Origin of the sequence: Variovorax sp. MHTC-1 (assembly GCF_003984645.1) — a bacterium.
GTDB lineage: Bacteria > Pseudomonadota > Gammaproteobacteria > Burkholderiales > Burkholderiaceae_C > Variovorax.
Map to the genome: position 1 here is coordinate 95,878 of NZ_RWKI01000006.1, position 21,156 is coordinate 117,033.

22 protein-coding genes and 1 tRNA gene are annotated in these 21,156 nt (G+C 65.7%); 16 read left to right on the forward strand and 7 right to left on the reverse strand.

Features of this window, described 5'->3' with window-relative positions; translation table 11 throughout:
* Window positions 1–8 precede the first annotated feature (8 nt).
* Window positions 9–287: a hypothetical protein gene (locus EJI01_RS12255; protein ID WP_126837398.1), complete on the reverse strand. Its 279-nt coding sequence runs from the start codon at window positions 285–287 to the stop codon at window positions 9–11.
* 82 nt (window positions 288–369) lie between these two features.
* Between EJI01_RS12255 and hemA the strand changes: the two genes are divergently transcribed.
* The 7 genes from hemA (at window position 370) to EJI01_RS12290 (ending at window position 7,158) form a co-directional block, all read left to right on the forward strand.
* Window positions 370–1,641 (forward strand): glutamyl-tRNA reductase, encoded by a 1,272-nt coding sequence (hemA, locus tag EJI01_RS12260; RefSeq protein WP_126837399.1) that lies wholly within the window; start codon window positions 370–372, stop codon window positions 1,639–1,641.
* 92 nt (window positions 1,642–1,733) lie between these two features.
* Window positions 1,734–2,822, forward strand: a complete 1,089-nt coding sequence (gene prfA, locus EJI01_RS12265) for a peptide chain release factor 1 (protein WP_126837400.1) — start codon at window positions 1,734–1,736, stop codon at window positions 2,820–2,822.
* Between the two features lie 38 nt (window positions 2,823–2,860).
* Entirely contained in the window at window positions 2,861–3,673 is an 813-nt protein-coding gene (gene prmC, locus EJI01_RS12270; RefSeq protein ID WP_260602427.1) for a peptide chain release factor N(5)-glutamine methyltransferase, read from the forward strand.
* A 29-nt stretch (window positions 3,674–3,702) separates the two neighbouring features.
* Window positions 3,703–4,029 (forward strand): Grx4 family monothiol glutaredoxin, encoded by a 327-nt coding sequence (gene grxD, locus EJI01_RS12275; protein WP_126837402.1) that lies wholly within the window; start codon window positions 3,703–3,705, stop codon window positions 4,027–4,029.
* 141 nt (window positions 4,030–4,170) lie between these two features.
* Window positions 4,171–4,671 (forward strand): cupin domain-containing protein, encoded by a 501-nt coding sequence (locus EJI01_RS12280; protein ID WP_126837403.1) that lies wholly within the window; start codon window positions 4,171–4,173, stop codon window positions 4,669–4,671.
* A 126-nt stretch (window positions 4,672–4,797) separates the two neighbouring features.
* On the forward strand, window positions 4,798–5,790 hold the full coding sequence (locus EJI01_RS12285) for an AAA family ATPase (RefSeq protein ID WP_126837404.1): 993 nt from the start codon (window positions 4,798–4,800) through the stop codon (window positions 5,788–5,790).
* A 51-nt stretch (window positions 5,791–5,841) separates the two neighbouring features.
* Window positions 5,842–7,158, forward strand: a complete 1,317-nt coding sequence (locus tag EJI01_RS12290) for a hemolysin family protein (RefSeq protein WP_126837405.1) — start codon at window positions 5,842–5,844, stop codon at window positions 7,156–7,158.
* On the opposite strand, the gene EJI01_RS12295 is transcribed toward EJI01_RS12290, so the two are convergent.
* Entirely contained in the window at window positions 7,150–7,794 is a 645-nt protein-coding gene (locus EJI01_RS12295) for a lytic transglycosylase domain-containing protein (RefSeq protein WP_126837406.1), read from the reverse strand. The two genes, EJI01_RS12290 and EJI01_RS12295, sit on opposite strands and share 9 nt — an antisense overlap.
* Window positions 7,791–9,536, reverse strand: coding sequence for a proline--tRNA ligase (locus EJI01_RS12300; RefSeq protein ID WP_126837407.1), 1,746 nt, complete (start codon window positions 9,534–9,536; stop codon window positions 7,791–7,793). The genes EJI01_RS12295 and EJI01_RS12300 overlap by 4 nt, the downstream gene beginning before the upstream one ends.
* 124 nt (window positions 9,537–9,660) lie before the next feature.
* On the opposite strand from EJI01_RS12300, the gene EJI01_RS12305 reads away from it, so the two are divergent.
* Together EJI01_RS12305 and EJI01_RS12310 are read left to right on the forward strand one after the other, a co-directional pair.
* A complete protein-coding gene (locus EJI01_RS12305; protein ID WP_126837693.1) occupies window positions 9,661–10,311 on the forward strand; it encodes an RNA pyrophosphohydrolase in 651 nt (216 codons plus the stop codon).
* Window positions 10,312–10,420: 109 nt separating this feature from the next.
* Window positions 10,421–10,852 (forward strand): CNP1-like family protein, encoded by a 432-nt coding sequence (locus EJI01_RS12310; RefSeq protein ID WP_260602428.1) that lies wholly within the window; start codon window positions 10,421–10,423, stop codon window positions 10,850–10,852.
* Between the two features lie 4 nt (window positions 10,853–10,856).
* On the opposite strand, the gene proB is transcribed toward EJI01_RS12310, so the two are convergent.
* The 4 genes from proB to rplU all read right to left on the reverse strand — a co-directional run bounded on the left by proB (window position 10,857) and on the right by rplU (window position 13,711).
* Window positions 10,857–12,008, reverse strand: a complete 1,152-nt coding sequence (gene proB / locus EJI01_RS12315) for a glutamate 5-kinase (RefSeq protein WP_126837409.1) — start codon at window positions 12,006–12,008, stop codon at window positions 10,857–10,859.
* A 1-nt stretch (window position 12,009) separates the two neighbouring features.
* Complete coding sequence (gene cgtA, locus EJI01_RS12320; RefSeq protein ID WP_126837410.1) at window positions 12,010–13,062, reverse strand: Obg family GTPase CgtA; 1,053 nt, start codon at window positions 13,060–13,062, stop codon at window positions 12,010–12,012.
* 67 nt (window positions 13,063–13,129) lie between these two features.
* Window positions 13,130–13,387, reverse strand: a complete 258-nt coding sequence (gene rpmA, locus EJI01_RS12325) for a 50S ribosomal protein L27 (protein ID WP_093105745.1) — start codon at window positions 13,385–13,387, stop codon at window positions 13,130–13,132.
* 12 nt (window positions 13,388–13,399) lie between these two features.
* Window positions 13,400–13,711: a 50S ribosomal protein L21 gene (rplU, locus tag EJI01_RS12330; protein ID WP_093105742.1), complete on the reverse strand. Its 312-nt coding sequence runs from the start codon at window positions 13,709–13,711 to the stop codon at window positions 13,400–13,402.
* Between the two features lie 186 nt (window positions 13,712–13,897).
* Between rplU and EJI01_RS12335 the strand changes: the two genes are divergently transcribed.
* The 7 genes from EJI01_RS12335 to EJI01_RS12365 all read left to right on the forward strand — a co-directional run bounded on the left by EJI01_RS12335 (window position 13,898) and on the right by EJI01_RS12365 (window position 21,155).
* The gene (locus tag EJI01_RS12335; protein ID WP_126837412.1) at window positions 13,898–14,890 is read left to right on the forward strand and encodes a polyprenyl synthetase family protein; all 993 of its coding nucleotides are present in this window, start codon (window positions 13,898–13,900) and stop codon (window positions 14,888–14,890) included.
* Window positions 14,891–14,939: 49 nt separating this feature from the next.
* Window positions 14,940–15,016 (forward strand) — tRNA-Pro (locus tag EJI01_RS12340).
* 118 nt (window positions 15,017–15,134) lie between these two features.
* On the forward strand, window positions 15,135–16,871 hold the full coding sequence (pilB, locus tag EJI01_RS12345) for a type IV-A pilus assembly ATPase PilB (RefSeq protein ID WP_126837414.1): 1,737 nt from the start codon (window positions 15,135–15,137) through the stop codon (window positions 16,869–16,871).
* Between the two features lie 20 nt (window positions 16,872–16,891).
* A complete protein-coding gene (locus EJI01_RS12350; RefSeq protein ID WP_126837416.1) occupies window positions 16,892–18,118 on the forward strand; it encodes a type II secretion system F family protein in 1,227 nt (408 codons plus the stop codon).
* A complete protein-coding gene (locus tag EJI01_RS12355; protein ID WP_126837417.1) occupies window positions 18,118–18,960 on the forward strand; it encodes a prepilin peptidase in 843 nt (280 codons plus the stop codon). Before EJI01_RS12350 ends, EJI01_RS12355 begins: the two co-directional genes overlap by 1 nt.
* A 21-nt stretch (window positions 18,961–18,981) precedes the next feature.
* Complete coding sequence (gene coaE / locus EJI01_RS12360; RefSeq protein ID WP_126837419.1) at window positions 18,982–19,581, forward strand: dephospho-CoA kinase; 600 nt, start codon at window positions 18,982–18,984, stop codon at window positions 19,579–19,581.
* An 83-nt stretch (window positions 19,582–19,664) separates the two neighbouring features.
* On the forward strand, window positions 19,665–21,155 hold the full coding sequence (locus tag EJI01_RS12365) for an MBOAT family O-acyltransferase (RefSeq protein WP_126837421.1): 1,491 nt from the start codon (window positions 19,665–19,667) through the stop codon (window positions 21,153–21,155).
* Window position 21,156 lies beyond the last annotated feature (1 nt).

The following is a 21,156-nucleotide window of genomic DNA, read 5'->3' on the forward strand; positions in this document are numbered from 1 at the left end:
GGGCCGGTTCAGCCGCGCCAGCCGCGCAGGAGCCACCACTGGACGGTGCCGCAGACCGCCACCAGCGCGGCATAGGTGGCGATCTGCCCATCGCGGCCGAAGAAGACCAGGCCGGCGATCGACACCGCCAGGCCGGCAGCGAAGTTGACGGCGAGCTGCGTCCACAACCCGGTCGCGGCGCTGCGCTTGTGCATGGCAAGCCGAAACAGCAGCGCGAGCAGGAGCGCGACGAAGAAGGCCGGCGCCGCGAAGTTGAGCAAATGGAACAGCAGGTCGAGCGCGGACATGGAAGGCAAAAGGGACCGCAGGTTTCGGGTCATCCGCGGATGCGGCGGCCTATGGCGGCGGCGGATTTTATAATCACCGGTTATGTCAGTCTGGGCTCTCGGCTTGAACCACACGACCGCGCCGCTCGACCTGCGCGGTCGGTTCGCGTTCGCGATCGACCAGATAGCCCCCACGCTGCAGAGCCTGCGCCGTTCCTTCGGCTCCCACCGGCATCCCGACGTGGAGGCCGCCATCATCTCGACCTGCAACCGCACCGAGATCTACTGCGCCGCCGAGCACCTGGCGCTCGACCACACGGTCGAGTGGCTGGCCGAGAGCGGCGGCGTCGCCCCGGCCCTGCTGCGCTCGCATGCCTACGCGCTGCACGACGACCAGGCTGCGCGCCACGCCTTCCGCGTCGCTGCCGGCCTCGATTCGATGGTGCTGGGCGAAGCCCAGATCCTCGGCCAGATGAAGGACGCCGTGCGCGCCGCCGAAACCGCCGGCGCGCTGGGCAGCACGCTGAACCAGTTGTTCCAGCGCTCCTTCGCGGTTGCCAAGGAAGTGCGCACCGCCACCGAGATCGGCGCCCATTCGATCAGCATGGCCGCAGCGGCCGTCCGGCTGGCCGCGCAGCTGTTCGAGGACTTGAAGCAGACCCGCGTGCTGTTCGTGGGCGCCGGCGAAATGATCGACCTGGCAGTGACGCATTTCGCGGCCAAGGAGCCGACTTCCATCGTCATCGCCAACCGCACGCTCGAGCGCGGCGAGAAACTGGCCTCGCGCTTCGGCGGCGAAGCCATGCGGCTGGCCGACCTGCCTCAGCGCCTGGCCGAATTCGACATCGTCGTGAGCTGCACGGCGAGCACCCTGCCGCTGATCGGGCTCGGCGCCGTCGAACGCGCGCTGAAGCTGCGCAAGCACCGGCCGATGTTCATGGTCGACCTGGCCGTGCCGCGCGACATCGAGCCCGAGGTCAAGGCACTCGAAGACATCTACCTCTACACGGTCGACGACCTGGCACAGGTGGTGCAGCAGGGCCATGCCAGCCGGCTGGCCGCAGTGGCGGAGGCCGAAGTCATCATCGACGCCGGCGTGCGCAGCTTCATGCACTGGCTCGACCAGCGCGGCACCGTCCCGCTGATCCAGCAGCTCAATGCCCAGACCGACGAATGGCGCGCCATGGAACTGGCCCGCGCGCGCAAGCTGCTGGCCAAGGGCGAGCCGGTCGAGGCCGTGCTGGAGGCGCTGTCGCGCGGCCTCACCCAGAAGATGCTGCACGGCGCGATGGCCGAGCTGCATGCCGGCGACGCCAACGCGCGCGAGCACACGGCCCAGGCCATCTCGCGGCTGTTCCTGCGCAAAGAGCGTTAGCGACGCCGGCCGCGCCCGGTTGCGCGCGCCGCAGCCCATGCCCGCCGCCGCGCGCATCGCGCGGCCTGTTTTTCCCGCTTCTGTTCGCCCCCGTGAAACCCTTTCTCCGCCATCAACTCGAGCGCTACGCGCAACGCCTCGGCGAACTCGACTTCCTTCTTTCGCGCGAGGACATCATGTCCGACATGGCGCAGTACCGGACCATCTCGCGCGAGCATGCCGAGGTGACGCAGATCGCGGGCCGCTACGCGCGCTACCTGCAGCGCGAATCGGACCTTGCCGGTGCGCGCGAGATGCTCGGCGACCCGGACATGGCCGAGATGGCGCAGGAAGAGATCGCGAGCGCTGAAGCCGAGTTGCTGCAACTCGAGGACGAGCTGCAGCGCCTGCTGCTGCCCAAGGACCCGGACGACGCACGCAACGCCTTCCTCGAGATCCGCGCCGGCACCGGCGGCGACGAGTCGGCGCTGTTCGCCGGCGACCTGCTGCGCATGTACACGCGCTATGCCGAGCGCACCGGCTGGCGCTGCGAAATCGTGAGCGAAAGCGAGAGCGAGCTCGGCGGCTACAAGGAAGTAGTGGTGCGCATCGCGGGCGACGAGGTCTTCGGCAAACTGCGCTTCGAGTCCGGCGGCCATCGCGTGCAGCGCGTGCCCGCGACCGAGACCCAGGGCCGCATCCACACCAGCGCCTGCACCGTGGCCGTGCTGGCCGAGCCGGACGAGACGCAGGCTGTGCAGATCAACCCGGCCGACCTGCGCATCGACACCTACCGCGCGAGCGGCGCCGGCGGCCAGCACATCAACAAGACCGATTCGGCGGTGCGCATCACGCACATCCCCACCGGCATCGTCGCCGAGTGCCAGGACGACCGCAGCCAGCACCGCAACAAGGCCAAGGCGCTGCAGGTGCTGTCGGCGCGCATCCAGGAAAAAGACCGCAGCGAGCGCGCGGCCAAGGACGCCGCGCTGCGCAAGGGCCTGATCGGCAGCGGTGACCGCTCCGACCGCATCCGCACCTACAACTTCCCGCAGGGCCGGCTCACCGACCATCGCATCAATCTCACGCTCTACAAGCTGCAGGCGATCATGGAAGGCGACCTGGGCGACGTGCTGGCGGCGCTGCAGTCAGCGCGCGAGGCCGAACAGCTGGCGGAGCTGGAAGCGAGCCTGCCCGCGTGATGCCGGCGGTTCCGAATTCGCCCTCCACCGCGGCAGAGATGCTCGCCGCGGCCGCGGCGCTGGGCGTGGAACGGCTCGATGCCCAATTGCTGCTGCTGCGGGTGCTGGGCCGCCCATCGAAGGACCGCGCGTGGCTGCTGGCACATGACACGGATGCGCTAGCGGAATGCGCCTGGCTGCGCTTCGCCGAACTCTGTGCCCGCCGCGTGGCCGGCGAACCGGTCGCCTATCTGGTCGGCGAGAAGGAGTTCCATGGGCTCGGCCTGCAGGTCGACGCCCGGGTCCTGGTGCCGCGGCCCGACACCGAAACCCTGGTCGACTGGGTGCTGCAATGCCTGGAAGGCCGCGCAGCGCCGTCGGTGATCGACCTCGGCACGGGCAGCGGCGCGATCGCGCTGGCCATCCGGCACGCCCGCCCCGATGCGCAGGTCACGGCGGTGGACGCCAGCGCGGATGCTTTGGCCGTTGCCCGTGCCAACGCGCAGCGGCTCGGCTTGGCCGTCCGCTTCGTCGAAGCCGACTGGCTGGATGGCGCCGGCATCGGCTACGACCTGGTGGTTTCGAACCCGCCCTACGTTGCGGCCGGCGATACCCATCTGGCCGCCCTGCGCCACGAACCGGCACGCGCCCTGGTTTCGGGGCCGGACGGTCTCGACGACATCCGGCGCATCGTCCAGGCCGCGCCGCAGCACCTGCGCGACGGCGGCTGGCTGCTGCTCGAGCACGGCTACGACCAGGCAGCCTCGGTGCGGCAACTGCTGGCAGCCCGCGGCTTCGCCGAAGTCCAAAGCCGCGACGACCTTGCCGGCATCGCACGCTGCTCCGGCGGGATCTGGCGCACGGTGAAATAATCCGCCCAGCTTACTTTTTGGAGTCCCCCATGACCGACGCCCAGCAACGTATCGACGATCTCGTCAAGACCAACGATCTTGTGCTCTTCATGAAGGGCAATGCCAGCTTTCCGATGTGCGGCTTCTCGGGCCGCGCGATCCAGATCCTCAAGGCAGTGGGCGTCGACACGCGCACGCTCAAGACCGTCAATGTGCTCGAGGACGACGCCATCCGCCAGGGCATCAAGGAATACAGCAACTGGCCGACGATCCCGCAGCTCTACGTGAAGGGCGAATTCGTCGGCGGCTCTGACATCCTGATGGAGATGTACGAGTCCGGCGAACTGCAGCAGATGCTCAACGGCAGTCCCGCCTGAAATGTTGCTCGCCCCCAGGCTTCGCGCACTTCGTGTCGCTTCGCCACCCCCCCTGCCGGGGGCGACACCAGCGGCCCGGCAAGGCCGGTTCCGCGGTGTCTCACCAACAGGCCTGACTTCGTCGGCCGCAAGGCGCTCACCATGAGCCACGAACACTCCGATCATGACCAGGAGCTTGGCGGCCCAGCCTGGAAGCACGATGGCGTGCGCGTGATTCCGGGCAACCAGCTCGATACCAACACCGCACAGACGCCCGGCATGAACCGGGCCGCAGCGATCAACTTCGCGCGCGTCGGCGCCCAGAAGCTCTGGGCCGGCACGGTGACCATCCATGCCAATGCGAAGACCGGCGCCCACCACCACGGGCATCTCGAATCGGTGATCTACGTCGTGCGCGGGCGCGCACGCATGCGCTGGGGCGAGCACCTCGAGTTCACCGCCGAGGCGGGGCCGGGCGATTTCATCTACGTGCCGCCGTACGTGCCGCACCAGGAGATCAATGCCAGCACGACCGAGGCGCTCGAATGCGTGCTCTGCCGCAGCGATGGCGAGGCGGTGGCGGTCAATCTCGACATCGAACCGGTCGAGAAGCCCGAGTCGGTGCTGTGGGTCGACCCGACGCACCCGCACGGCGGCGTCTGATCGAAGCCCGGCGACGGCCGCACGACAAAAGCCGCAAAGCGAGAAAACATAGACACGCACGGACATCGGGCACGGCTTATGCTGTATCCGAGTGTTCGAAGTCGGAGGTGTCCCATGGATTCCCGCATGTCCCGCGATCTGGTTCCCGCGTGCTCGTCCTTCCAGCTGCCGGTGGCCCAGCTACGCAGCGTGTTCCGCACGCACGACGTCGAGCGCAAGCTCGCCAAGCTTCCTGAACGCGACCACGAGCATCTTCGAACCACTTACGAGCGCATGCTCGAACGCGGCCCCGAACGCTTCCAGGTCAAGCCCAGCGGCATCCCCGAGATGGCCGCGCTCTACGCCCAGTTGCCCAATTTCACCGAGGTGCTCGACGACGTGCGCCGCCATGTCGCGCTCGCCCAGGACAGCCGCGACGGGCTCGAAGTCACGCCGATGCTGCTGCTCGGGCCGCCCGGCATCGGCAAGACCCACTTCGCGAAGAAGCTGGCCGAACTGCTGGGCACCGGCATGTCGCTGGTGCCGATGAGCTCCATGACCGCCGGCTGGCTGCTCTCCGGCGCATCCTCCCAGTGGAAGGGCTCCAAGCCCGGCAAGGTGTTCGAGGCGCTGGTCGACGGGCAGTACGCCAACCCGGTGATGGTGATCGACGAGATCGACAAGGCCGGCGCCGACGCCCAGTACGACCCGCTGGGCGCGCTCTACAACCTGCTCGAGCACGACACGGCCCACGCCTTCGTCGATGAGTTCGCAGAAGTGCCGATCGACGCCAGCCAGGTAATCTGGATCACGACGGCGAACGACGTGCGCGGCATCCCCGAGCCCATCCTCAACCGCATGAACGTGTTCGAGGTCGATGCGCCCTCCCCCGAGGCGGCGCGGCAGATCGCGCGCCAGCTCTATGCCTCGATCCGCAAGGAGCACGACTGGGGCCGGCTCGTGGCCGACGAGCCTTCGGGCGACGTGCTCGACCACCTGGCCGCGCTCGCACCGCGCGAGATGCGCCGCGCGCTCATGACCGGCTTCGGCAATGCCCGCCTGGCCGGCCGCGACGAGGTGCATATCGACGACTTGCCGCGCGCCAGCACGGGCCGCAGCCGGATCGGCTTCGTCCAGTAGGGCCTCAGGTCATGGCACCATGGCGGTCCTTGTCGATCGAACCATGATCCTGTGACACTGACCCAAAGCCTGCTCGTCATCGCCGCACTGATTGCGATAAGCGCTTTCTTTTCCCTGGCCGAGATCTCGCTGGCCGCCTCGCGCCGCCTGCGGCTGCGCCAGATGGCCGACGATGGCGACGTGCGCGCCGAGCGGGTAATGCGCATCCAGGAGCAGCCCGGCCACTACTTCACCGTGGTCCAGATCGGGCTCAACGCGGTCGCGATCCTCGGCGGCGTGGTCGGCGAAGGCTCGCTGAGCCCGTACTTCGCACAGCTGTTCGAGCTGTGGCTCGGCGCCGAGGCTGCGCAGACCGCGGCCTTCCTGGCCTCCTTCGTCACGATCATCGCGGTGTTCCTGGTGTTCGCCGACCTGTTTCCCAAGCGGCTGGGCATGAGCGATCCGGAACGGCTCGCGGTGCGCATGGTCGGGCCGATGCAGGTGCTCATCACCACCTTCAAGCCGCTGGTCTGGCTGTTCACGAACTGCACCGACCTGCTCTTCAAGCTTCTGCGCATGCCGATGCAGCGCGACGACAAGATCACTTCGGCCGACATCCTCGCCATGACCGAAGCCGGCGCGCGTGCCGGCGTGCTCGCGGTGCGCGAGCAGCAAGTGATCGCCAACGTGTTCGAGCTCGATACGCGGCTGGTCAGCAGCGTGATGACTTCGCGCGACCGCATCGCCTGGTTCCAGAAAGACGATTCCGAGGCGGTGCTGCGCGCGCGCATCGTTGCCGAGCCCTTCTCGGCCTATCCGGTGTGCGAACGCGACATCGACCACGTGCTGGGCTACGTGGACGCGAAGGACATGTTCCAGCGCGTGCTGAGCGGCCAGCCGCTCTCCTTCGACCAAGGTCTGCCGCTGCACAAGGCGCTGGTCGTCCCGGACCGGCTGTCGCTGACCGAGGTGCTCGAGCAGTTCCAGCAGGCCCACGAGGACTTCGCGATCATCGTCAACGAATACAGCCTGGTGGTCGGCGTGATCACGCTCAACGATGTGATGAGCACGGTGATGGGCGACCTGGTCGGGCCGCAGGATGAAGAGCAGCAGATCGTCAAGCGCGACGAGAACTCGTGGCTGATCGACGGCGTGACGCCGATCCAGGACGTGCAGCGCGCGCTCGACATCGACGCGCTGCCGCACGCCGACGAGTACGAGACGCTGGCAGGTTTTCTGATGGTGATGCTGCGCCGCGTGCCCAAGCGCACCGACAGCGTGAGCTGGAGCGGCTACACCTTCGAAGTGATGGACGTCGACAGCCACCGCATCGACCAGGTGATGGTCACCCGCGCCGGTGCCGGCGCCGGCGCGGCGAGTTCAGGCTGAGGCCGAGTCCGAACGCCGGTCGTCGAAGGCCCAGAGCCGCTGGTTGGCGAACACCGCATTCGGGTACGGCGCCCTGCCCCGGCTGCCGTTGTAGCGGCCGAGCGTCATGAACAGGTCGCCGGCTTCGCGGTCGAGGTAGTGGCGCAGGATCACGCAGCCGAAGCGCAGGTTGGTCTGCATGTGGAACAGCTTGGCCGGGTCGCTGTCGCCGATCACGCGGGTCCAGAAGGGCATCACCTGCATGTAGCCGCGCGCGCCGGCGCTGGAAACCGCGTACTTGCGGAAATTGCTCTCGACCTGGATCAGGCCCAGCACCAGGCTGACGTCGAGGCCGGCGCGGCGCGATTCGTACCAGACGGTCTGCAGAAATTCCTTGCGCGTCGGCCAGTCGACCAGCTTCTTCTTGAGGCGCTCGCTCATGGCGCCGAGCCAGCGCAGGTAGGCGAGCCGCGCCTCGGTGTTGCTGAACTCGGGGATCGGCGGCGCCTTGTTGTGGATGGCCGAGCTCAGGGCGGTGCGCACCGAATCGATCAGGGGTTCCTCGATCTGCGCGCCGGCCAGCGCCGGGCGCGGCAGCACCAGCGAAAGGGTTCCGGCGGCAGCGCCGCCCATGTACGCGCGGCGCGACAAGCTCATGCTGCGAGCTTGCCTTTGATGAATTCGGCAACGCCGGCCACCGGCACCTTGGTCGCGGCGGTATCGCGGCGGTGCTGGTACTCGAGCTGGCCTTCTTTCAGGCCGCGGTCGGAGATGACGATGCGGTGCGGCACGCCGATCAGCTCCCAGTCGGCGAACATCGCGCCGGGGCGCTCGCCGCGATCGTCGAGCAGCACGTCGACGCCGGCCGCGAGCAGCTGCTCGTAGAGCGCTTCGGCCGCCGTCTTGACCTCCGGGCTGCGATCCATGCCGATCGGGCAGACCACCACGGTGAAGGGGGCGATGGCATCGGGCCAAATGATTCCGCGCTCGTCGTTGTTCTGCTCGATGGCCGCCGCAGGCAGGCGCGTGATGCCGATGCCGTAGCAGCCCATCTCGAGGAACTGCGGCTTGCCGGCCTCGTCGAGGAAGGTCGCGTTCATGGGCTTGCTGTACTTGGTGCCGAGCACGAACACATGGCCGACCTCGATGCCGCGCTCGATCGCGAGCACGCCCTTGCCGTCGGGCGAGGCGTCGCCGGCGACCACATTGCGGATGTCGGCCACCACGTCGGGCTCGGGCAGGTCGCGGCCCCAGTTGACGCCTGTCATGTGGAAGTCGACCTCGTTGGCGCCGGTGATCCAGTCGGCCATGACCGCAACGTCGCGGTCGGCGACGATCTTCACCTGCTGCTTCAGCGCGAGCGGGCCGAGGTAGCCCGGCTTGCAGCCGAAGTGGTCTTCGATCTCGGCGTTCGTCGCGAAGCGGAAGCCCTTGTCCAGGCCCGGCACCTTGCTCGCCTTGATCTCGTTCATGTCGTGGTCGCCGCGCACCAGCAGCAGCCAGACCTGGGAGCCCTTCGGATTGCCGTCGGCATCGACGGTGTCGGTGGCGAGCACCAGCGACTTGACGGTGGTCGCAAGCGGCACACCCAGCAGCAGGGCCACGTCCTCGCAGGTGCTCTTGCCCGGCGTGGGCGTCTTGGCGAGCGGCTCGGTCGCCGGACCGCGCGGCACGGTGGGCGCGAGCGCCTCGGCCTTCTCCATGTTGGCCGCGTAGTCGCTGTCGGGGCAATAGACGATCGCGTCCTCGCCGGTCGCGGCGATGACCTGGAACTCCTGGCTCACGTCGCCGCCGATCGCCCCGCTGTCGGCAGCGACGGCTCGGTAGCGCAGGCCGAAGCGGTCGAATATCTTGCGGTAGGCGTCGGCCATTGCGTGATAGCTGAGCTTCGCGCCTTCGAGGTCGCGGTCGAAGCTGTAGGCATCCTTCATGACGAACTCGCGCCCGCGCATCAGGCCGAAGCGGGGACGGCGCTCGTCGCGGAACTTGGTCTGGATCTGGTAGAGGTTCTTCGGCAGCTGCTTGTAGCTGCGGATTTCCTGCCGCGCGATGTCGGTCACGACCTCTTCGCTGGTCGGCTGCACGACGAAGCCGCGCTCATGGCGATCCTTGATGCGCAGCAGCTCGGGGCCGTAGCCCTGGAAGCGGCCGCTTTCCTCCCACAGTTCGGCCGGCTGCACCACCGGCATCGTGAGCTCGACGGCACCGGCGCGGTTCATCTCCTCGCGCACGATCGCCTCGACCTTGCGGATCACGCGCAGGCCCATCGGCATGTAGGTGTAGATGCCCGTACCGAGCTTCTTGATCATGCCGGCGCGCATCATGAGCCGATGGCTCGCGACCTCGGCATCGGCCGGCGCTTCCTTGAGGGTGGAGATAAAGAATCGGGAAGCTTTCATCGGTCGCGAGAGAGAGTTCCAGGTACAGGGTAAAGGCGAGCCACGAGAGGGCCCGGAACCGGTCGCTTGCCGAGTGCAACCCGGCAGGCATAATCGACTCAGTTCAAAAAATTGGGGTTTGATTATGCTCGACCGGGACGGCTTCAGGCCCAACGTCGGCATCATCTTGCTCAACCAGAGAAACCAGGTTTTCTGGGGCAAACGCATCCGCACCCATTCCTGGCAGTTCCCGCAAGGCGGCATCGATCGCGGCGAGAGCCCCGAACAGGCCATGTTCCGGGAACTGCACGAGGAGGTGGGTCTCCAGCCGGAGCATGTGCGCATCGTGGCCCGTACCCGCGACTGGTTGCGCTACGAGGTGCCGGATCGGTTCATCCGCCGTGACGCACGGGGCCACTACAAGGGCCAGAAGCAGATCTGGTATTTGCTGCAGCTGATCGGTCACGACTGGGATCTCAATCTTCGCGCCACCGACCATCCGGAGTTCGACGCCTGGCGCTGGCATGACTACTGGGTCCCGCTGGACGTGGTGGTCGAATTCAAGCGCGGCGTCTATGAAATGGCGCTGACCGAACTCGCACGTTACCTGCCTCGTCAGGATTTCCGCAACCGCTTCCTGCGCAGCAATGTGCGCGCTCGTGAATTCGAGCGCCACCCGCCCGCTGCAGGCCATGAACCCAACTTCGAACTGCCTCCCGGGGCGAGTTTCGACCCGAATCCCAATGCCCCTCATCCAGCGCCCGACCCAACCGATCCTCTTCACGTGCCGCGCTAGGCACGTTCTTGCCTTCGCCGTCGCATGCATGCTCGCCGCATGCGGCTCCGGTCCAAGGGATACGGACAATCCGGACTGGGCGCAAGCCGGCATGCCGCCGCCGCCGAAAGTGACGGCTCAAGCGGACGAATGGAAGGAAGGCGAAGTGCCGCCGCCTCCGGCTTTCGACGAGAGGCGGCTGCTCCCGATCGAAATGCCGCCGTACCTGAGCCTCAAGTACGGCGTCGATCCCGGCACCATCACGCTGGGGAGCGACGGCACGGTGCGTTATGTGATCGTGGCCAGCAACAAAGCCGGCGGCGCCACCAATGCCTTCTACGAAGGGGTGCGCTGCGCGACCGAGGAAGTGAAGCAATACGCCCGCTTCAACCAGGGCGCCTGGCATCACGTGACCAATCCGGAGTGGAAGCGCATCGACGAACGCAACTCGCGCTATGCCAAGGAACTGTCTGCGCAGGGCCTGTGCCGCGGCCACGCGCCGCGCGCATCCGTGGGCGAGATGGTGCAGCAGATGAAGAATCCGCTGCGCGAGCTCCAGTGAAGCCTCAGCGGCCGCCGGGCATCAGGACCATGTTGTCCCGGTGCACCATTTCCGGCTCCGCGACATAGCCCAGCAGTCGCTCGAATTCGGCGGAAGGCTTGCGGCACAGCAGCCTGGCCTCGGCACTCGAGTAGTTCGCCAGCCCGCGAGCGAGTTCGACGCCTTGCGCGTCCCGCACGGCGATCACGTCGCCGCGTGAGAACTCGCCCTCGACGTTGGTCATGCCGATCGGCAGCAGGCTCTTGCCTTCGCCCCGCACCTTGGCGGCGGCACCGGCATCCACCGTGACCGCGCCGCGCAACTGCAGGTGATCGGCCATCCAGCGCTTGCGCGCCTGGTGCTTGGCGGTCTGCGCCAGCAGCAGCGTGCCGATCGGTTCGCCGCGCGCAAGGCGCAGCAATGCATCCGGCTCGCGGCCCCAAGCGATCACCGTCGAGGCGCCGGAGCCGGCGGCGCGCTTGGCTGCCAGGATCTTCGTGATCATGCCGCCGCGGCCGATGCTGCTGCCTGCGCCGCCGGCCATGGCTTCGAGCGCGGGATCGCCGGCCGCCGCCTCGTGCACGAAGCGGGCGTCGGGATCCTTGCGCGGATCGGCAGTGTAGAGGCCCTTCTGATCGGTCAGGATCACAAGCGCGTCGGCTTCCACCAGGTTGGCGACCAGCGCCCCCAGCGTGTCGTTGTCGCCGAACTTGATCTCGTCGTTGACTACCGTGTCGTTCTCGTTGATGACCGGCACCACGCCGAGCGCGAGCAGGGTCACCAGCGTCGAGCGCGCATTCAGGTAGCGTTCGCGGTCGGCCAGGTCGGCGTGCGTCAGCAGCACCTGGGCACTGCCCATGCCGTTCTCGCGCAGCTTGGTCTCGTACATCTGCGCCAAGCCCATCTGCCCGACCGCCGCGGCAGCTTGCAATTCGTGAATCTCGTGCGGGCGCGTGCGCCAGCCGAGCCGCTTCATGCCTTCGGCGATGGCACCGCTCGACACCATCACGACCTCGCGGCCGTCGCGCACCAGCGTCGCGAGCTGCCGGCACCATTCGCCGATGGCGTTTTCATCCAGGCCCCGGCCCTCGTTGGTGACGAGGCTGGAGCCCACCTTGACGACGATGCGGCGCGCGTCGCGCAGGGCGGTGGAACCGGGGGTCGAGCTTGAAGTCATGTCAGGCAAAACGCGGGTCGATCTCCGTCGGCGGCTGCTCGGCCACCTGCTGCGCCTTGACGTGCTGGTAGATGGCCTGGACCAAGGGCTCGCAGCCTTCGCGCGTGAGCGCAGAGATCTCAAAGACCGGACCCTTGAAACGCAGCCGCTTGACGAAGTCTTTCACACGCGCGACACGCTCGTCGTCCGGCACCATGTCGAGCTTGTTCAGCACCAGCCAGCGCGGCTTTTCGTACAACGCCGCATCGTACTTCTTGAGCTCGCCGACGATCGCCTTGGCCTGCGCGACCGGATCGGCGTCGTCGAAGGGCGCGATGTCGACCACGTGCAGCAGCAGCCGGGTGCGCTGCAGATGGCGCAGGAACAGATGGCCGAGGCCGGCACCCTCGGAGGCGCCCTCGATCAGGCCCGGGAGATCGGCGACGACAAAACTCTGCTCCGGACCGACGCGCACCACGCCGAGGTTCGGATGCAGCGTGGTGAAGGGGTAGTCGGCGATGCGCGGACGCGCATTGGAGATCGCGCTGATGAGCGTGGACTTGCCGGCGTTCGGCATGCCCAGCAGGCCGACATCGGCCAGTACCTTCAGTTCGAGCTTGAGACTCTTCTTCTCGCCGGGCCAGCCGGGCGTCTTCTGGCGCGGAGCGCGGTTGATAGCGCTCTTGAAGCGCATGTTGCCGAAACCACCGTCGCCGCCCTTGGCGATCGTGATCACCTCGCCCGGCGCCAGCAGTTCGTACAGCACCTCGCCGGTTTCGGCGTCGGTGATGATGGTGCCGACCGGCATCTTGAGCGTGATGTCGTCGCCGGCAGCGCCGAACATGTCGGACCCCATGCCGTGCTGCCCGCGCTTGGCTTCGTGGCGGCGCGCGAAGCGGAAATCCACCAGCGTGTTGAGGCTCGGATCGGCCACCGCGAACACATGGCCGCCGCGCCCGCCGTCGCCGCCGTTCGGGCCGCCGAACTCCTTGTACTTCTCATGCCGGAACGACACGCAGCCGTTGCCGCCATCGCCGGCAGCGATGTCGATGAAGGCTTCGTCCACGAACTTCATGAGATGTCCAGTTTACAAATGAAGAAGCCCCGGCAAGCGGGGCTTCGAGCAGATCGAAGTGACTGGCTTACGCCGGGGTCACGTTGACCGTGTGCTTGTTGAGCGCGCCCTTGGTGCCGAAGGACACATGGCCGTCGACCAGGGCGAACAGCGTGTGGTCCTTGCCCACGCCGACGTTGACGCCGGGATGGAACTGGGTGCCGCGCTGGCGCACGATGATCGAACCGGCGCTGATCAGCTCGCCGCCAAAGGCCTTCACGCCGAGCATCTTGGGCTTGGAATCGCGCCCGTTTCGCGTTGAGCCGCCGCCTTTTTTCTGTGCCATGGTGTTCGCTCCTTAGCCGGCGATCGCACCGATTTGCAGCTCGGTGAACTGCTGGCGATGGCCTTGACGTTTCTGATAGTGCTTGCGACGGCGCATCTTGAAGATGCGAACCTTGTCGTGCTTGCCGTGCGACAGCACAGTGGCTGTCACAGATGCGCCGGACACCAGGGGTGTACCGACCTTGATTGCGCTGCCGTCGCCGACTGCGAGCACTTGGTCGATCACGATTTCCTGGCCTACGTCCGCAGCAATCTGTTCTACTTTAATTTTCTCGCCGGAAGCAACGCGATATTGCTTGCCACCGGTTTTTATGACCGCGTACATGTGGACCTCTTGGAATAAGATGGTTCTACGGCGAATTCCGCAGAGCCCAAGATTCTAGCACGCAGGGCGCCTGCCGGCATAGCGCGACGCCCCGCCGCGTCGTCCGGGTACCCGGCTCCCTATAATCTGCGCCTTCCGGCCCTGCGCCATCGTCGTCCCTCACGCAGCGCACAAAGCGCCCCTGCCTTGCCAGTTCCCCCTGCCGACTCCTCCCCCGCTGCCGCCGTACTCAGCCTGATTGCAGAGGACATGGCTGGGGTCGATCTCGTGATCGCCCGCCGCCTCGATACCGGCGTCCCGCTGGTGCGTCAAGTCTCCAAGTACATCATCTCGGCCGGCGGCAAGAGGCTGCGCCCGGCGCTGCTGCTGCTCATGGCCGGCGCTTTGGGCTATCGCGGAGAACAGCGCTTCAACCTGGCCGCCGTGGTGGAATTCATCCACACCGCGACCTTGCTGCACGACGACGTCGTCGACGAATCGACGCTTCGGCGGGGCCGCCCGACAGCCAACGAGTCCTTCGGCAATCCCGCCAGCGTGCTGGTCGGCGACTTCCTCTACTCTCGCGCGTTCCAGATGATGTTGGATGCCAACAACGTCCGGGTCATGGAAATCCTGGCCGAGGCGACCAACGTGATCGCCGAGGGGGAGGTGCTGCAGCTCATGAACATGCACGACGCCTCGCTCGACGAGGAGGCCTACCTTCGGGTGATCCGCTCGAAGACCGCCAAGCTGTTCGAAGCCAGCACCCGGCTCGCCGCAGTATTGGCGGGCGCGAAGCCGGAGGTGGAAGAAGCATGTGCGGCCTACGGGCAGGCGCTGGGCACCGCCTTCCAGGTGATCGACGACGTGCTCGACTACGCAGGCGATGCGAACGAGACCGGCAAGAACGTCGGCGACGATTTGCGCGAAGGCAAGACGACGCTGCCGCTGATTCTGGCCATGCAGCGCGGCACGCCGGCGCAGCGCGAGCTCATTCGAACTGCCATCGAGGCGGGCGATACGGCGCAGCTGCCGCAGATCGTCGCCATCGTGCGAGAGACGGGTGCGCTGGACGCTACGCGGGCAGCAGCAGCGGCCGAAGCGCAACGCGCGATGGATGCGCTTGCCGGCTTTCCCGCGAATTTGCACTCTGCCGGTTTGCTACAATTGGCGGCTCAGTTGCTTGAGCGACGCGCCTAGACACCTCACGACAGTGGGCACCCGGGACGATTCTTTTTCTTGCAACCATCGGGGTGTAGCTTAGCCTGGTAGAGCGCTACGTTCGGGACGTAGAGGCCGGAGGTTCGAATCCTCTCACCCCGACCAGCCTTTTCGGCTGTATATGCAAAATGCTGCGCGGTCTGTTGCTGCGAAGCGATTTACAGCCCTTGGGGGATCAGCGATGATCGTGAAGCAATTTTTCACGTCTTGTTACATTCGTTGAATGGCCGCTGCTGAACCCCTCGTCAAAGAAAACTCGTCGATCGCCCTGCCGGGACTCGCGCGGGCCTTGATATCGGCTGGCAAACTGCCGGCAAAATCAGCAGAAGACATCTACCAGAAGTCGCTCAGTGGACGGACCAGCTTCATCGCGGAGCTGACCGGCACCGGTGCCGTCTCGGCCGCCGACCTCGCGCACACCTTGTCGGGCGCCTTCGGCGCGCCACTGCTCGACCTCGACGCGATCGATCCGCAGCGCCTTCCTAAGGACCTGCTCGACCCCAAGCTCTGCCAAGCCTATCGGGTTGTGGTGCTGAGCAAGCGCAACAATCGTCTCATTGTTGCAACAGCCGATCCTTCGGATCAGCAGGCCGCCGAGAAGATCAAGTTCGCGTCCCAGATGGGCGTGGACTGGGTCATCGCCGAGTACGACAAGCTCTCGCGCATGATCGAGGCGGCCGCAGTGAGCGCCTCCGAGACCATCGACAGCATCGTCGGCGCTGAGTTCGAATTCGACGAAATTTCGGCGGAAACCTCGAGCGACAACAACGACCCGGCGGTGGCCGAGGTCGAAGATGCGCCGGTCGTTCGCTTTCTGCACAAGATGCTGCTCGATGCATTCAGCATGCGCGCGTCGGACATCCACTTCGAACCCTACGAGCATCAGTATCGCGTGCGCTTCCGTGTCGACGGCGAACTGCGCGAAATCGCAAGTCCGCCCACGGTCATCAAGGACAAGCTGGCGTCGCGGATCAAGGTGATTTCGCGGCTGGACATCTCCGAAAAGCGGGTGCCGCAAGACGGCCGCATGAAGCTCAAGATCGGTCCCGATCGGGTGATCGATTTCCGCGTGAGTACCCTGCCCACCTTGTTCGGTGAAAAGATCGTGATCCGTATCCTCGATCCGAGCAGTGCACGCCTCGGCATCGACGCACTGGGTTACGACGCGGATGAAAAGGAACGATTGCTCACTGCCATCGGGCGTCCCTACGGCATGGTGCTGGTCACGGGCCCGACCGGCTCCGGCAAGACGGTGTCGCTCTACACGTGCCTGAACCTGCTCAACAAGGCCGGCGTCAACATCGCCACGGCGGAAGATCCGTCGGAAATCAACCTGCCCGGCGTGAACCAGGTCAACGTCAACGAAAAGGCGGGACTGACCTTTGCGACTGCGCTGCGAGCCTTCCTGCGCCAGGATCCGGACATCATCATGGTCGGCGAAATCCGCGACCTCGAAACCGCTGACATCTCGATCAAGGCTGCGCAGACGGGCCACCTGGTCCTGTCCACCCTGCACACCAACGACGCTCCCACGACACTCACGCGCATGCGGAATATGGGCATCGCGCCCTTCAACATCGCCTCGAGCGTCATCCTGATCACCGCGCAGCGGCTTGCGCGACGCCTCTGCACGGTTTGCAAGGTGCCGGCCATGGATGTGCCGAAAGAGGCGCTGCTCGATGCCGGCTTCAAGGAAAGCGATGTGGACGGTACCTGGAAGCCCTACCGCCCGGTCGGCTGCTCGGCCTGCAACGGCGGCTACAAGGGGCGCGTTGGCATCTACCAGGTGATGCCGATCTCCGAAGAGATCCAGAAGATCATTCTGCGCGATGGCAGCGCACTCGATATCGCGAAGCAATCCGAAGCCGAAGGCGTGCGCTCGCTACGTCAATCGGGACTGAAGAAGGTCATGCAAGGCCTGACCTCACTTGAAGAAGTGCTCGCGGTCACCAACGAATAGCATTGAGAAGCGGAGCTCGAATGGCAACGGCAGCAGCAGCATCAACCCGAACCCTCAAGGAATTCGTCTTCGAGTGGGAAGGCAAGGATCGCAATGGCAAGGTGGTACGCGGGGAAGTCCGTGCTGCCGGCGAAAACCAGGTCCAGGCGGCACTGCGGCGCCAGGGCGTGCTAGCGACGAAGATCAAGAAGCGGCGCATGCGTTCCGGCAAGGCCATCAAGCCGAAGGACATCGCCATCTTCACACGCCAGCTCGCGACGATGATGAAGGCCGGCGTTCCTTTGCTGCAGGCCTTCGACATCGTGGGCCGCGGCAACGCGAATCCGAGCGTGGCCAAGCTGCTCAACGACGTTCGCAGCGACGTGGAAACGGGCACCTCGCTGTCCGCCGCCTTCCGCAAGTTTCCCAAGTACTTCGACAACCTCTATTGCAACCTGGTTGAAGCCGGCGAGGCCGCAGGTATCCTTGAAGAACTGCTCGATCGCCTGGCCACCTACATGGAAAAGACCGAGGCGATCAAGTCGAAGATCAAGTCGGCGCTGATGTACCCGACCTCCGTGGTCGTCGTCGCGTTCGTCGTGGTGGCGATCATCATGATCTTCGTGATCCCGGCCTTCAAGCAGGTGTTCAGCTCCTTCGGCGCCGACCTCCCGGCCCCGACGCTGATCGTCATGGCCATCAGCGAATTCTTCGTCGCGTACTGGTGGCTGATCTTCGGGGTGATCGGCGGCGGCCTCTACTTCTTCATGCAGGCCTGGAAGCGCAACGAGCGCGTTCAGCGGGTCATGGACCGGCTGCTGCTGCGCCTGCCGATCTTCGGCAGCCTGATCGACAAATCCTGCGTCGCGCGCTGGACCCGCACCTTGGCCACCATGTTCGCCGCCGGCGTGCCGTTGGTAGAGGCGCTCGACTCGGTCGGCGGCGCCTCCGGCAATACGGTGTACGCCGACGCCACGGCCAAGATCCAGCAGGAAGTCTCGACCGGCACCAGCCTGACGGCGGCGATGACCAACGCCAACCTGTTCCCTTCCATGGTCCTGCAGATGACCGCGATCGGCGAGGAGTCCGGGTCGATCGACCACATGCTGGGCAAGGCCGCCGATTTCTACGAATCGGAAGTCGACGACATGGTGGCCGGCCTCTCGAGCCTGATGGAGCCCATCATCATCGTGTTCCTGGGCGTGATCATCGGCGGCATCGTGGTCTCGATGTATCTGCCCATCTTCAAGCTCGGCCAGGTCGTCTGATGCTGGTTTCGCAGGGGGTGGACGCCGCATTGGCCGGCGTGCTGGGGTTGTTGATCGGTAGCTTCCTCAACGTCGTGATCTATCGCCTGCCGAAAATGCTGGAACGCCAATGGGCCGCCGAATGTGCGAGCCTCGACGGCGCGGAACCCGCTGCTGCAGAGCCCTTCAATCTGATGGTGCCGCATTCGCGCTGCCAGCAGTGCGGCCATGCGATCCGCTGGTACGAGAATGTGCCCGTGCTGAGCTACCTGTTTCTTCGCGGCAAATGCTCGGCGTGCAAGGCACCCATCAGCCTGCGCTATCCGCTGGTCGAGTTGGCGACCGGCGCCCTGTTCGCCTGGTGCGTGTGGCGCATGCCCGGCCAGTTCGGCGGCCTAGCCTGGTGCGGCTTCGCCGCTGCGCTGATCGCGCTCGCGCTGATCGACTGGGACACCACCCTCTTGCCCGACGACATCACGCTGCCCTTGCTCTGGGCCGGCCTGCTCGCAGCCCTCGCAGGCTTCACGGGCGTGAGCCTCGCCAATGCCGTCTGGGGCGCCGTGGCGGGCTATGTCTCGCTGTGGGCGGTCTACTGGCTGTTCAAGCTGAGCACCGGCAAGGAGGGCATGGGTTACGGCGATTTCAAGCTGTTCGCCGCCTTCGGCGCCTGGTTCGGATGGCAGGCGCTGGTGCCCATCATCCTGATGGCATCGGTGATCGGTGTGATCGTCGGCGTTGCGCTCAAGCTCAACAGCGGGCTGCGCGAAGGCGGCTATGTGCCCTTCGGCCCTTTCCTCGCAGGTGCCGGCTTCACAGCCATGCTCTTCGGTCCGGACGCGATCCTTCGCGTGGCCGGCCTCTGACCGAGCAAAGGCGCGCGTGCCATGCGCATCGGACTGACCGGCGGCATCGGCAGCGGAAAGAGCACCGTCGCGTCCATGCTGGTCATCGCCGGCGCCACGCTGATCGACACCGACGCCATTGCACGCGCGATTGCCCAGCCGCAAGGAGCCGCCATGCCTGCGATCGAAGCCGAATTCGGCCGTGGGGTCATCGCTGCGGATGGCGGCCTGGACCGGGCGCGCATGCGGGATCTGGTGTTTGCCGACGCGCATGCCAGAAAGCGGCTCGAAGCGATCCTGCATCCCCTGATCGGCGAGGAATGCGAGCGTCAGGCGGCCGCCGCGGGCGGGCAATTGATCGTCTTCGATGTGCCGCTGCTGGTCGAATCGAAGCGTTGGCGCGCTCTCGTCGATCGCGTGCTGGTCGTCGACGCGACCGAAGAAACCCAGGTGCAGCGCGTGGTGGCGCGTTCGGGTTGGACGCCCGAAGCCGTCCGCGCCGTGATCGCTCAGCAGGCCGACCGCGCGCAGCGCTGCGCCGCGGCGGACGCGGTGATCTTCAACGAGAAAATGTCGCTGGCGGAACTCTCCGCCGACGTCCGAAACCTGTGGGAACGGTGGACCGGCGCAAGCACGCGATAATCCCGCGCTGACTGCCGCCACACGCGCGAGACAACAACAAGGCGGCGCGCTCGAATGAGCCATGCGACGCTGCCCTCCCCAAGATGCTCTTCAATTCGTACGCATTCATCTTTCTCTATTTCCCGATAGTTCTTGTCGGGTTCTTCCTGATCGGAAAGCGCAACGCGCGTGCAGCTGCCGGCTTTCTCGCGCTCGCATCGCTGTTCTTCTACGGCTGGTGGAGCGTCATGGCCTTGCCGCTGCTGGTGGGCTCGATCTGCGTCAACTACTGGTTCGGGCTGCGCCTCACGCCGAGCCCCGAACGCGACGACCGTCAGCGCAAGCGCATGCTGATCGCTGCGCTCGTCGTCAACCTCGGGGTGCTGGCGGTCTTCAAGTACGCCAACTTCTTCGTCTCAAACGTGAACGAGGGGCTGGCTGCCGCAGGACTGGCGCCGATTCAGCTGCTCCATATCGCACTGCCGATCGGGATTTCGTTCTATACCTTCACGCAAATCGCCTTCCTGGTCGACTGCTGGCAGGGCAAGGTTCACGAGCGCAGCTTCATTCACTATGTGCTGTTCGTCACCTACTTCCCGCATTTGATCGCGGGTCCGGTGCTGCATCACGCGCAGATGATGCCGCAGTTCGCCAACCCGGCCATTTACCGGGTCGATGCGAACAAGCTCGCACTCGGCATTGCGATCTTCAGCTTCGGTCTCGCGAAGAAGCTGCTGATCGGCGACAAGATGGGGCAGTACGCCGACCTGATGTTCAACGGCGTCCACAACGGCATCGCGCCCTCGCTCTACACGGCATGGTTCGGTGTGCTGGCCTACACGCTGCAGATCTACTTCGACTTCTCGGGCTATTCGGATATGGCGGTCGGGCTGTCCTTGTGCCTGGGCGTGCAATTGCCGCTCAATTTCCGATCGCCGTACAAGTCGACCAACATCATCGAGTTCTGGCGGCGTTGGCACATTTCGCTATCGACTTTCCTGCGCGATTATCTGTATGTGCCGCTGGGTGGCAACCGCAAGGGCGAGGCGCGCCGTTACCTCAATCTGTTTATCACCATGCTGCTCGGCGGCCTCTGGCATGGCGCGGCGTGGACCTTCGTGATCTGGGGCGCGTTGCACGGCGCATTCCTGATGATCAACCACCTGTGGAACGCCAAGGTGCGGCGCAGCGCCACGCCGAGCCGCGTGGGGCGCGTGGCCGGCTGGCTGCTGACCTTCCTGTGCGTGATGATCGCCTGGGTCGTGTTCCGCGCCGAGAGCGTCACCACGGCGCTCGAAATCTACAAGGGCATGCTCGGCATGCACGGGGCGCCGCCGAGCGCATTCGGCGAGTTCGCGGTTCCATACCGTAAGCCCGAATTCTTCCAGACCTTGCTGCTCGGCCTGTTCATCTGCCTGGCATTGCCTCCCACAATCGCGTTGGAGCGCTGGGTGCCTGGTCCGATCGCACTGGCGGGGCGTCCGCGCTCGATGCGGATGGGGACGGCACTGATCGCCGCTTTCGTGGTCGTGCTGTTCGGCATGTGCGTGTCTCAACTGGGCGTCTACAGCCCCTTCCTCTATTTTCAGTTCTGAC